This is a genomic window from Brevundimonas sp. ABV4_179 (assembly GCF_056311945.1).
This window is the reverse complement of sequence record NZ_CM149976.1, coordinates 391042-403237: the sequence shown is the minus strand read 5'-3', so window position 1 is coordinate 403237 and position 12196 is coordinate 391042. Positions and strand designations below refer to the sequence as shown.

The window sequence follows — 12196 nt, the reverse complement described above, 5'->3', positions numbered from 1 at the left end:
TCGCGGTCATTCAGCGCGCGTTCACCCCTTGGCGTGCTATTGAGCTTCATCAACCTTGGCCGAACCGGAGCCTATGTCATGATCAACAAGCGCCAGTTGGCGGGCCTTGGCTTTGGGGCTGTCGTCGTCGCCGTGTCGGCCTGCGCCCCCACCATTCGTCTGGAGGTCGCGCCGATCCAGATCTACGCCAAGCTGGACGCCGACGTGCGCGTCCGCCTGGACCAGGAGCTGCAGCAGCTGCTGCAGCAGAACCCCAATCTCTTCTGATCGCCGTTTTTTCTTGAAAGGACAGGCTGACATGACCTTACGCAAAATCTTCGTCGTCGGCGCCGCCCTGGCCGCCCTCGGTTTCGCCGGCGCCGCCATCGCCCAGACCAGCGCCCAGAAGGCCCAGATCGACCAGGCCAAGGCCGCCGGCGTCGTGGGCGAACAGGCGGACGGCTATTTGGGCTTCCGCACCTCGACCTCGGACGCCGGCCTGCGCGCCGCCGTGGACGCCACCAACGCCGGCCGCCGCGCCGCCTATGCTCGCAGCGCGACCGATGCCGGCACTTCGGCGGACGTGGCCGGCGCCCGGATGTTCGAGGCCCAGCTGCTGCCGCGCATCTCGTCCGGCCAATGGTACCGCAACGCCCAGGGCCAGTGGGTCCAGCGCTAAAACCAGAAACCCGTCACCCTCGGGCTCGTCCCGAGGGGCCACGGCCGGTTCAGCTATCCCGCGGGTCCGCTCATCCCGGCGACCGCCGGGACTCCGTGCTTTCGCATCGCTCGGCGTCGGATGACCGCCGTGATCTCAGGCGTCTTTCGGCCAGACGATGAGATTCCGGCCTTCGCCGGGATGGGCCGGAAAAGCGCGAGTGGGTGGGCGCACATGGTCGCCAAAGCTCCAGCCATCCTATTTGACGAAAGAGACAGCCGCCTTTTCAGACAGTTGAGCCGCCGGATCGTCATCTTTCCCGCCACACCTTCAAACCGGGTTATAATCTCGCCCGGTCTTTGACATCGCCATCTGCACGACTGGGACACTTGGACTCGTTGGACTGTTTTTTTGGAGTCCAACTTCCGCGTGAAACTGCGCCATCTTGCACTCGTGCAATTCAGGCCCATGAAATATCCGATAAAAAACAATGCGCTGTCGTAAAATTGCACGCATTGCACTGTTTTTTCTCAAGGGTGCAATTTCACCGCCGTCAGCGGTTCAGGCCGCCGCCGGATGTCCGGTCAGCGCGGGCGCCAGCAGGCCCTCGGTCAGAGCGCGCACCACCGGCACGGCCACCGCATCGCCCATCAGCTTCAGCGCCGCGCTTTCGCTGGCGGGCAGGCGATAGGCGTCCGAAACCCCCATCAGACGCGCCGCCTCGCGCCCGGTCAGGCGTCGCACCCTGACCCGGCCCTGGTCGCACACCACCACATATTGTCGCGACGATCCGCCCGCCGGCGTTCTCAGGCATCCGGCCAGGCCGTCGAAGCGGATCTCCAGCCGCTGCACCTTGCGGCCGTCCTCCATGCGAACCCGGCGATAGGCGGCGCCGACTGTGCGCTGGCCCGACGCCAGGGCCGCCGCGATCCGCGCCTTATGCAGGGGCGCGGCCAGCGCCAGGATCGCCTCGGGATCGTCCAGCCAGGCGACCGCCGCGTCCAGCTCCAGCACGGCGGCCAGATCAAGGTTGCGCCGGGGCGGGCGGGGCAGGGACCACCAGGCCCAGGCCGCCTTGACCATCTCGGGCAGGCGGGCGTGGGCGGCGACCAGACGGGCCGAATGGAAGGGGGCGGCAGGCCCGGACGCGCGCGGCGCCTCGCCCTTGACGGCCACCACGAACAGGCGTGGCCGCGACTGGGGCAGCCAGTGGGCGGCATCCATCTCCAGCGCCCCGACCGTATAGCCCGCCTCGACCATGGCGGCGCAGACGGCCGCGAAGTCCCGACCCTGGCCAGAGGTCAACAGGCCGATCACATTCTCCAGCACCACGAGGCGCGGCCCGCGCCCCTCGGCCGACAGCCCCTGCATCAGCCGCCAGAACCCCCAGAAGGCGCCCGACCGCCCAGCCTCTAGCCCGCCGCGCGCGCCCGCCAGGCTGACGTCCTGACAGGGCGAAGAGGCCCAGGCCAGGTCCGGTCGTCCGGGCAGGTCATCGACCGTCAGGCCCCAGACGTCGCCCTGCCGAAACGGCGTCTCGGGGTGATTGGCCGTGAAGGCCCTCGCCTTGGCCTGATCCATGTCGTTGGCGAAGATCGTATCGATCCCGGCCATGCCAAGACCGGCCAGGCCGCCGCCGGCGAAGAACTCATATGCGGTCGGGCGAATCGACATGGCCGCACCATAACCCGGCGTCGCCCCTTGACCGAGGCCGTCCGGCTTCTCACCTGCGGCCTGCCTTCATAATCCTTAACCCGGCGTCGCCCCTTGACCGAGGCCGTCCGGCTTCTCACCTGCGGCCTGCCTTCATAATCCTTGGTCGTTCGTCGAGGAGACCGCCATGCGCCCCATCCCGTTCGCCCTCGCCCTGTCCGCCGTCCTTGGCGGCCTGACCCTGGCGGGCTGCTATGACCGTGACGACGCCAAGCCCAAGGCCGCGCCGGAGCCTCAGGTCGCCGCGGTCCTGGCGGGTGTGGACCTGGGCAAGCCGGTTCGCGCCCTGGGCACGGAACCCTTCTGGAGCGTCGAGATCACCCCCGACGCCCTGATCTACACCCGCGTCGATCAACCGACCCAGCGCGCCCCCAATCGCGGCGCGACGGTCCAGGGGACGGTGGCGACCTTCGCCAGTTCGACGGATCTGAACCAGGCGCTGAACGTCACCCTGATCGCCACCGAATGTTCAGACGGGATGAGCGACCGCACCTATCCGCTGACCGCGCGGGTCGAAATCGGCGCCGACACCCTGACGGGTTGCGCCGCCTCCGTTTCGGCCATCATGAGCGCGGGCGAAAGCGGCCCCGTCGTGGATCGCCCGGCTGGCTAGGCTGTTCACCACCAGTCGGCGTCGCGCAGCATCCGGGCGTAACGTCGGCTGACCGGGGCCGACAGGCCGCCGTCCAGCGTCAGGGTGGCGCGGCCGTCGCCGCGCTCGACCCCCCGAACGGCGTCCTTGGCCACCCACCAGCTGCGGTGCGTCTGGGCGCCTTCCAACCCCTCCAGCTCCTCCACGGCGTCCGACAGCCGCATCAGGATCAGGTCCGACCCCCGGTCGGTGTGGATGCGCAGATAATGGTCCTCGGCCTGGACCGCGCGGATCGTCGCTCCTCTCAGCTTCATCGGCATCCGATCCAGAAACCGCACGGGTCGGGCCGGCGTCTCGGGCGGGGTGGCATAGGTCTGGATCGGCCGGGCGCGTCCCAGGAAGACGTTCAGCGTCGTCACCGCCGCCGTCACCACCAGGACCGGCACGACCAGTTGCGGCAGGGCCGCCAGCGGGTACAGTTGCTGGGCGAAGAACAGCCCCGTCGCCGCCCAGACGATGACGCACAGCGGCCCTGTGATCACCATGACCATGACCGCGATAGTCAGCCACGGCCGCTCGTCCGTATCCAGGAACCGGCCGACCAGCGCGCTGCACAGATGGCCCCACAGCCCGCCCAGCACCATGACCACGACCCAATAGGCCAGCCGTGGCCCGAACGCGGCGCCTGCGGATCCGAACGCCCCGGTCATCGCCAGGAAGACGCCGCCCAGAACGGCGACGATCAGGCCGCGCAGGAAGGTTCGGCGGCGCTCGGCGGCAAGGGTCGTCATGGCGGCTTTCGGCATCGGAGGATCGCGCCTTGAGATCACGATTTCTCGCCGGGCGAAAGATGGGTGGGCGTTGGCGCAAGCCGGATGGCCGTTGGCGCAATCGAGGATGCGGCGGTGGGCATGGCGGATCAGGGCGGTGCAAACGGAGATTTCCCCCATGCCTCGCCTATCCCGTCTCTGGCCGTCCGTCCTGGCCCTGTTGCTGCTGATCGTCCCGCTTGTCGCCTATCTGGTGATCGACAACGGACGGCGGGCGCGGATGGGGTTCAGCCTGCGCGTCCCGCGCTGGGACCTGTTTGCGGCTTCGCCGACGACGATCCAGATCCATGTCGCGGCGGCCGTGACGGCGCTGGCGATCGGCATCGTCCTGCTGGTCGGGGTCAAGGGGAACCGGCTGCATCGGACGTTGGGCTGGGCCTGGGTGCTGGCCATGGGCGCGACGGCGATCAGTTCGTTCTTCATTCACCAGCTCAATCCGAACGGGCCCGGCGGCCTGTCGCTGATCCATCTGCTCAGCGGCTGGACCGTGGTCGCCCTGCCGATGGCGGTCTACGCCGCGCGCCGCCACCGCGTCGCCGTCCATCGGCGCGCCATGACGGGCATGTTCGTCGGCGGGCTGATCGTCGCCGGCGCCTTCACCTTCCTGCCTGGCCGGCTGATGTGGGCGATCTTCTTCAGTCCGAACTGATCAGTCCAGCCGCGGCGACATCCCGACCACGGCCCGGAATCCCGCCGCCGCGAACCGGACCATATAGTCGCCCGCCGTCTCCAGATCGCCCGAGCGCGCCCGCCCGTTCGACAGCCGGTCCAGCCGCCCCGTCTCGCCCAGCGTCAGGGTCAGGGCGCCCGACAGATTGTGATAGCCCCAGTACAGATCCACCTCGCTGGCGTCCGGCAGGACCCGCGCGATCAGTTCGATCAGCCGGTGGATGGCCGGGTCGAAATACCGGGCCATGGTCTCGCCGCCGAAGCTGGGGTTGGCGTTGGTCTGGGCCACCAGGGCGGCATAGTGTTTCCACCCCGGCCCGCCCTTCAGCGACCATTCGAACGGCGGCCGCAGGAAGGCCTCCAGCAGCCCCTCCAGCGTCATCGCCTCGCCCGCGCCTTCGGCGTAGCGGTCGATGGCGGCGACCCGGTCTGCGTTCCACACTTCGGCCCGGCGCAGGAAGACCGCGTCGAACAGCGCGCGCTTGGCCCCGAAATAATAGTGGACCAGGGCGGTATCCACGCCCGCCTCGCGCGCCACCTCGCGGATGGTGACGCCATAGAAGCCGTGTTTGGAGAACAGGTCCTCGGCCGCGTCCAGGATCAGGTCGCGTGTCTCCCCGGCCGCCTGGGCCTTGGCCTTGGGCGGGCGCCCGCGTCTGGTCGGCGCCGCGCCCGCCGCCTTTCGACGCGCGGCGGCCACGGGGCGAGGGGCGGGCAGGGCGGCGTCGGTCTTGCTCATCCGCAGAGGCTAGGCGCGCCCCCGCGAAGGCGCAACGACCATGGCAACGGCGCCACGCTCGACCGGCCAGATGACGTCACGTCAGCACGGCGTTTGACAGCCGGGCGAAACCGGGTCAGTTTCCATGAAAATCATTGAACGCTGAATAAAAGCGTCCACGGGCTGGAAAACGACAAGGGGTTGAGATCATGAACCGTCATGTGAAGTGCGCGCTGCTGGCCGGGGCGGCGTGGGGCGTGCTTGCCGGGGCCTCTGTCGCCCAGGACGCCGAAACGAGCGCCCAGGCGGCGAGCGCCAACCAGGACACGGCGACCGTCGACGACATCGTCGTCACAGCGCGCCGCCGCGACGAACAGCTGAAGGATGTGCCGATCGCGGTTTCGGCCCTCAGCGCCGAACGTCTGGAGCAGACGGGCGCCGTCAACATCACCGCGCTTCAGCAGCAGACGCCCAACGCCACGGTCCAGATCGCGCGCGGCTCCAACTCCACCCTGATCAGCTTCATTCGCGGCGTGGGCCAGCAGGATCCGCTGTGGGGCTTCGAGCCCGGCGTGGGCCTCTATGTCGACGACGTCTATGTGGCCCGTCCGCAGGGGGCGGTGCTGGACATCTTCGACATCTCGCGCATCGAGGTGCTGCGCGGTCCGCAGGGCACGCTGTACGGTCGCAACACCATCGGCGGCGCGATCAAATACGTCACCAAACGTCTGGGCCAGGATCCCAGCCTGACGGCCCGCGCCGAGGTGGGCGCCTATAACGAGCACAACTTCCTGCTGTCGGGTTCGGTCCCGGTCGGTCAAACCTTCGCCATCGGCGGGGCGGTCGCCACCTATCAGCACGACGGCTACGGCAAGAACCTGAACACCGGTCAGGATCAGTACGACAAGGACGTCACCGCCTATCGCGCCAGCGCCGAGTGGACGCCGAACGACAACCTGTTCTTCCGCCTGGCATGGGATCGTGTCGAGGATGACTCCAGCCCCCGCCACGGCCACCGTGAAGTCACGTCTTCCGACGGCCTGTGGCGCGCGCCCGCCGGCAAGTACGACACCTATGCCGGCATCACCGGCGAGCAGAAGGTCGTGACCGAGGGCGTGGCCCTGACCGGCGAATACCGCGTCAACGACAGGCTGACGCTGAAGTCGATCACCGCCTATCGCTCGGGCGACACGGCGACGGTCATCGACTTCGACCAGACGCCGAACCCGACCCTGGACGTGCCGGCCATCTATGCCGACCACCAGTTCACCCAGGAATTCCAGGCCTTGTTCACTGGCGGGCGCTGGTCCGGCGTGGCGGGCGTCTATTATCTGGACGGAACCTCGTCCGGCGTATTCGACACCATCGCCGGCAATCTGGGCCTGTCGATCGCGGCGGCCGGTTCGGTGGACACCAAGTCCTTCTCGATCTTCGGCGACTTCAGCTACGACCTGACGGACCGCCTGCACCTGTCGCTGGGCGGCCGCTACACCCGCGACGACAAGGACGCCTCGGTCCTGCGCCAGTTCTATCTGGGCGCCACCCGCAGCCCGCTGACCGGCGGCGCGCCGCGCGCGGTCTTTGCGACCCGCACCAACTACACGGCCTCCGACACCTTCGAGAAGTTCACGCCGCGCGCCAGCCTCTCGTATGACTTCTCCGACCAGATGACCGGCTACGCCTCGGTCAGCCAGGGCTTCAAATCGGGCGGCTGGGACATGCGCGGCGACGCCGCCCTGGTGCCTCAGACGGTCAACGGCTACCAGCCCGAGACGGTCACGACCTATGAAGTCGGCCTGAAGGGTTCGGCTTTCGACCGGCGTATGAACTTCGCCTCGGCCATCTTCTACTCCGACTACAAGGATCAGCAGATCACGACCCAGCAGGTGGCCACGCCGCCCGCCGTCGGCATCGCCTCGGTGGTCGACAACGCCGGCGCCTCGACCATCTACGGCTTCGAGCTGGAAGGCTCGGCCTATCTGACCGGCGACATCACCGCCAACTTCTCACTCGGCTATCTGAAGAACGAGTTCGACGAGTTCATCACCCTGGTCACGGGCGCGCCGGTCGATATCTCGGACCAGCGCAAGCCCCAGAACTCGCCGGAATGGTCGGCCTACTACGGCATGACCTGGCGCGGCGATGTCCTGGGCGGCGAGATCCGCGTCACCCCGTCGCTGTCGTATCGCTCGGACTACCATCTGTTCGATGCGCCCGATCCGATCCTGGACCAGAAGGGCTATGTCCTGGCCGACGCCAGCGTGATCTGGACCGCGCCCAGCAAGCGCTGGGAAGTGGGTCTGTTCGGTCGCAACCTGACCGACGTCCGCTACAAGGTCGGGGGCTACAGCTTCCCCGGCGCGACCTACAACAACTCGATCAGCGCCTTCTACGGCCCGCCGACCACCTATTCGGCGCGCCTGACCTATCGGTTCTGATCGCGATCAGAGACGCCTGAGGACGAGGGGCGGCGGTTTCCGGGCCGCCGCCCCTTTGCTTTGCAGCAGGCGGAGTTACGGCTAGGCTCGCCTCAACAAGAAGAACATGCCCAGGGAAACGCCGATGACGACGGATACGCTGACGGTCGAGGACAAGGTGCGCCCGGAGCGGCCCGGCTACCGCTACTATGTGTTGGCGGTCCTGATCCTGATCTACATGCTGAATTTCCTGGATCGCCAGATCATCGGCATTCTGGCCGCGCCGCTGAAGGCCGAGTTCGGCATGTCGGACAGCCAGTTCGGTCTGTTGGGCGGCATCGCCTTCGCCTCGGTCTATTCGACATTGGCCATTCCCCTGGCCTGGCTGGCGGATCGATTCAGCCGGGTCTGGATCATGACTGGCGCCCTGGCCGTATGGTCGGGCTTCACCGCCCTGTGCGGCATGGCCGGGTCGTTCGGCCAGCTGTTCCTGTGCCGGATGGGCGTCGGTATCGGCGAGGCGGGCGGAGTGGCGCCGGCCTATTCGCTGATCGCCGACTACTTCCCGCCGCATCAGCGGGCGCGAGCCATGGCGGCCTTCGCCTTCGGCATTCCGCTGGGCATGGCGGCGGGCACGCTTGTCGGGGGGCTGCTGGCGGCGACCTATGGCTGGCGTACGGCCTTCATCGTGGTCGGCCTTCTGGGCGTGCTGGTTGCGCCGCTGCTGCGCCTGACGGTGCGCGACCCCAAGCGGGGCGGGACCGATGTGGCCAAGACCGAAGCCCAGGTCGCGGCTCTGGCCGCCGCCCCCCTCGGCGTGGACCGGGCCGGCAAGATCGCCGCCCAGATCATGCTGGGCCTGGGTGTCGGCCTGCTGGTGCTGGCCGCCCTGAACTGGCTGATGGGAATGTCGCTGGGCAATCCGCTGGTGCTCGCCTTTGGCGGCCTGCTGGCCGTGGTGATCGGCGTCTCGCTGATGATCGCGCGGCGCACGGCCTCGCTGGTGATCAGGAAGCCCAGCTTCTGGCTTTTGGCGCTCGGCGCGGCCTCGTCTTCGGTGTGCGGCTACGGCGTCGCCGGCTGGTTGCCCCTGTTCTTCATGCGCAGCTTCGACCTGACCCTGAAACAGACCAGCGTCTATTACGCCGGCATCGCCCTGATCGGCGGCATCCTAGGAATCTGGTTGGGCGGCATGATCGCCGACAAACTGTCGAAAAGGGGCAAGGGCGCCTATCCGCTGACGCCCGCCGTCGCCTTCCTGATCTCCGCGCCCTGTTTCATCCTGGCGATGAACTCGCCTTGGCTGATCGGCCTGGTCCTGCCCGGCGGCGGCAGCCATGTGCAGCAACTGACGCTGGCCTTCTTCATCTTCCTGCTGCCGACAGGGCTGAACCTGGCTTGGCTGGGTCCAATCACGGCGGCGATCCAGCATCTGGTGCCGGCGGCCATGCGCTCGACCGCCTCGGCCCTGTTCCTCTTGCTGAACAATCTGCTGGGGATCGCGGTCGGCTTCTATTATTTCGGCTGGATGAGCGACCTTCTGGCGCCGCGCTTTGGCGAGGAGAGCCTGCGCTGGGCCATCTACACCGGCATGGGCTTCTATGTGCTGGCGGCGATCCTGCTGATCGGGGCCTCACGCACGCTGAAACGCGACTGGGTCGACTAAATTCCCGCTTCACATACTGTTGCACCCGCGAAGGGGCGGGGCCTATAAGCCCCGCAACTCTCCCCAGCGAAGATTGCGGCGGTTTCCATGAACATCCACGAATATCAGGCCAAGCAGGTCCTCAAAGGCTTCGGGGCCCCCGTCGCCGAAGGCGTCGCGGTGACGTCGGTCGATCAGGTCGAGGCGGCCGCCAAGTCCCTGCCCGGCCCGCTCTATGTCGTGAAGTCGCAAATCCACGCCGGCGGACGCGGCAAGGGCAAGTTCAAGGAACTGCCGGCCGACGCCAAGGGCGGCGTGCGCCTGGCCTTCTCGGTCGAGGAAGCTGTCGCCCACGCCAGGGAAATGCTGGGCAACACCCTGGTCACCGCCCAGACGGGCGAGGCCGGCAAACAGGTCAACCGCCTCTATATCGAGGACGGCGCCGACATTGATCGTGAACTGTACTGCTCGCTGCTGGTCGACCGCGCCTATGGCCGCATCGCCTTCGTCGTCTCGACCGAGGGCGGCATGGACATCGAAACCGTCGCCCACGACACGCCCGAAAAGATCCAGAACATCGTGATCGACCCGAGCGCGGGTGTGACCGACGCCGACGTCGCCGCCATCACCGCCGCCTACGGCCTGACGGGCGCCGCCGCCGAAGACGCCAAGTCGCTGTTCCCCGCCCTGTACAAGGCCTTCGTCGAGAAGGACATGGACATGTTGGAGGTGAACCCGCTCATCGTCATGAAGGACGGCCATCTGCGCGTCCTGGACGCCAAGGTCAGCTTCGACGGCAACGCCCTGTTCCGCCACGACGACATCAAGGCCCTGCGCGACGAGACCGAGGAAGACGCCAAGGAAATCGAAGCGTCCAAGTGGGACCTCGCCTACGTCTCGCTGGACGGCAACATCGGCTGCATGGTCAACGGCGCCGGCCTGGCCATGGCTACGATGGACATCATCAAGCTGTACGGCAAGGAGCCGGCCAACTTCTGCGACGTCGGCGGCGGCGCCGGCAAGGAGAAGGTCGCGGCGGCCTTCAAGATCATCACCGCCGATCCGAACGTCCAGGGCATTCTGGTCAACATCTTCGGCGGCATCATGAAGTGCGACGTCATCGCCGAGGGCGTGGTCGCGGCCGTGAAGGAAGTGGGCCTCAAGGTGCCGCTGGTCGTGCGTCTGGAAGGCACCAACGCCGAGCTGGGCAAGAAAATCCTGAACGAGTCGGGCCTGACCATTCAGGCCGCCGACGACCTGGACGACGCCGCCCAGAAGATCGTCGCCGCGGTCGGCTGACCCTTCGATAACCGGCGGCCGGGACCAGACGATGACACGGTTCGATGTCGTCGCCATGGCCCTGGCCCCCGAACGGCACATCGGCGTCTTCGTCGATCATTACCGGGCGAGGGGCGCCCAGCGTGTGCGGGTCTATTTCGACGGGCCCGCCTCGGCCGCCCCCCGGCCGAACGCCGTCGGCCTGTCCGACGATGAACTGACCCTCTGCGACGACGCCTTCTGGGGCGCGCGCGGCGGTCGCCCCGCCTCGGTCGAGGCCCGCCAACGCATTGTCTATGCCGACGCCTATCGCGACCTGCAGGCCGACTGGCTGGTGGTCGTGGACATCGACGAACTGATCTTCGGGCCGGTCGACCTGGCCGCCGCGCTTCAGGCCGTGCCCGCCGGGCGCGGTCTGGCGGTCTTTCCCACGGTCGAGGCGGTGTGGCGGGCCGGCGACGACCTGAACCGCGAGTACGGCGCCGTCCTGGCGCGCAAATCCTATAGCGGGCCGTGCTGGTCCGAGCTTGGCCATCTGCTCTATCCGGGCGGGGGCGCCTTCTTCGTGCGCGGCCTGCTGGGCCACCACATGGGCAAATATGCGGTGCGGCGCGGTCTGGACTGCACCACCCCCTGCATTCACGAAGCCAAGCGGAACGAGGTTCCGTTGAAGGCCGCGCGACTCCGCGACCCACGCACCAATCGGCCCGTGTGGTTGCTGCACTACGACGCCATCAGCCTGGACGCCTGGCGGGCCAAGTGGGATCGGCGCCTGGCCGCTGGCGACACGGTCGAGATCGGGCGCCGCCGTTGTCGCCAACAGGCGACCTATGCCGCCGCGCGCGAGACCGGCGGAGAGTGCGCCCTGTTCTCCCGGCTTTACAGCATGAACCGCGTGCAGGAGGCGGCCCTGCGCGTCCTGGGCCTGCTGCTGGACATCCCGCCGTCCCCGCGTTCCGTGCGCGACTGACTTGCCTGTACAGGCTCCACGGCCTATGTGCTCCACATAACCCGTGTAACCCATGACCCGAAACATCACCCTCGCCATCGACGACGCCCTGCTCGACAAGGTGCGTGTTCTGGCCGCCATGAAGCGGACGACGGTCAACGAGGCGGTGCGCGGTTTCCTGACCCAGTGGGTCGAGCAGGAAACCTCGAAGGACGAGGCGCGCGAGGCGCTGTTGAAGCTGATAGACGAATCCGAGGGCCGTATGGGCGATTGGCGTCCCGGAAAGCGCGACGAAATCTACAGTGGGGATCGTCGGTTTGATCGCTAATTCCGAGGTCTTTCTCGACACCAACATCCTGCTTTACGCCGCCTTGGGGCAGCAGCACGCGGGCCGTCGTTGGGAGCGGGCGCGCGAGATCGCGCTGACTGAGGACTATTGCACCTCGGGCCAGGTGCTGGCCGAATTCTACAATATCGCCACGCGCAGGGGCGCCCCGCCGCTCACCTTGGATCAGGCGCGGGAGTGGATTCGCGTCATCGCCTTGAAGCCCTGCCAGCCGATCACGCCCGAAGTGGTCGTGGCGGGCGTCGACAACGCGCGTCGCTACCAACTGTCCTACTGGGATGGCGCGATCATCGCCGCCGCCGAGAAGATCGGAGCCAAAATTCTCTATTCCGAAGATTTGAATCACGGTCAGACCTACGGGTCGGTCCGCGTTGAAAACCCTTTCCTTCCCGCCTGACCAAA

At 67.3% G+C, this 12196-nt stretch carries 13 protein-coding genes; 10 read left to right on the top strand and 3 right to left on the bottom strand.

All coding sequences use genetic code 11. The features are described 5' to 3' along the window. The first annotated feature begins 78 nt into the window (after window positions 1-78). On the top strand, window positions 79-267 hold the full coding sequence (locus ACYX4P_RS01960) for a YnbE family lipoprotein (protein ID WP_248120021.1): 189 nt from the start codon (window positions 79-81) through the stop codon (window positions 265-267). Window positions 268-298: 31 nt separating this feature from the next. Beyond that, the gene (locus tag ACYX4P_RS01955; protein WP_282438951.1) at window positions 299-658 is read left to right on the top strand and encodes a YdbL family probable chaperone protein; all 360 of its coding nucleotides are present in this window, start codon (window positions 299-301) and stop codon (window positions 656-658) included. A gap of 540 nt (window positions 659-1198) precedes the next feature. Here the strand turns inward: ACYX4P_RS01955 and ACYX4P_RS01950 are convergent. After that, on the bottom strand, window positions 1199-2311 hold the full coding sequence (locus tag ACYX4P_RS01950; RefSeq protein WP_248120023.1) for a DNA cytosine methyltransferase: 1113 nt from the start codon (window positions 2309-2311) through the stop codon (window positions 1199-1201). A 166-nt stretch (window positions 2312-2477) separates the two neighbouring features. Between ACYX4P_RS01950 and ACYX4P_RS01945 the strand changes: the two genes are divergently transcribed. Then, on the top strand, window positions 2478-2963 hold the full coding sequence (locus tag ACYX4P_RS01945) for a COG3650 family protein (protein ID WP_248120025.1): 486 nt from the start codon (window positions 2478-2480) through the stop codon (window positions 2961-2963). A gap of 5 nt (window positions 2964-2968) precedes the next feature. Here the strand turns inward: ACYX4P_RS01945 and ACYX4P_RS01940 are convergent, their stop codons facing one another. Next, entirely contained in the window at window positions 2969-3892 is a 924-nt protein-coding gene (locus ACYX4P_RS01940) for a LytTR family DNA-binding domain-containing protein (RefSeq protein WP_313441314.1), read from the bottom strand. Here ACYX4P_RS01940 and ACYX4P_RS01935 point away from each other — a divergent pair. After that, window positions 3891-4421 (top strand): DUF2306 domain-containing protein, encoded by a 531-nt coding sequence (locus tag ACYX4P_RS01935; protein WP_248120029.1) that lies wholly within the window; start codon window positions 3891-3893, stop codon window positions 4419-4421. The genes ACYX4P_RS01940 and ACYX4P_RS01935 overlap by 2 nt on opposite strands. On the opposite strand, the gene ACYX4P_RS01930 is transcribed toward ACYX4P_RS01935, so the two are convergent. Next, window positions 4422-5180 (bottom strand): TetR/AcrR family transcriptional regulator, encoded by a 759-nt coding sequence (locus ACYX4P_RS01930; protein ID WP_248120031.1) that lies wholly within the window; start codon window positions 5178-5180, stop codon window positions 4422-4424. It abuts the gene before it with no gap. A 188-nt stretch (window positions 5181-5368) separates the two neighbouring features. On the opposite strand from ACYX4P_RS01930, the gene ACYX4P_RS01925 reads away from it, so the two are divergent. From ACYX4P_RS01925 to ACYX4P_RS01900, 6 genes are all read left to right on the top strand, one after another. Next, complete coding sequence (locus tag ACYX4P_RS01925; protein WP_248120033.1) at window positions 5369-7597, top strand: TonB-dependent receptor; 2229 nt, start codon at window positions 5369-5371, stop codon at window positions 7595-7597. 124 nt (window positions 7598-7721) lie between these two features. Beyond that, entirely contained in the window at window positions 7722-9242 is a 1521-nt protein-coding gene (locus tag ACYX4P_RS01920; protein WP_248120035.1) for a spinster family MFS transporter, read from the top strand. Window positions 9243-9329: 87 nt separating this feature from the next. Continuing rightward, window positions 9330-10520 (top strand): ADP-forming succinate--CoA ligase subunit beta, encoded by a 1191-nt coding sequence (sucC, locus tag ACYX4P_RS01915; RefSeq protein ID WP_476070182.1) that lies wholly within the window; start codon window positions 9330-9332, stop codon window positions 10518-10520. 31 nt (window positions 10521-10551) lie between these two features. Further along, window positions 10552-11469: a hypothetical protein gene (locus ACYX4P_RS01910; RefSeq protein WP_248120039.1), complete on the top strand. Its 918-nt coding sequence runs from the start codon at window positions 10552-10554 to the stop codon at window positions 11467-11469. A 52-nt stretch (window positions 11470-11521) separates the two neighbouring features. Beyond that, the gene (locus ACYX4P_RS01905) at window positions 11522-11776 is read left to right on the top strand and encodes a hypothetical protein (RefSeq protein WP_248120041.1); all 255 of its coding nucleotides are present in this window, start codon (window positions 11522-11524) and stop codon (window positions 11774-11776) included. Further along, entirely contained in the window at window positions 11766-12191 is a 426-nt protein-coding gene (locus ACYX4P_RS01900) for a PIN domain-containing protein (protein WP_248120043.1), read from the top strand. The genes ACYX4P_RS01905 and ACYX4P_RS01900 overlap by 11 nt, the downstream gene beginning before the upstream one ends. The last annotated feature ends 5 nt before the right edge of the window (window positions 12192-12196 follow it).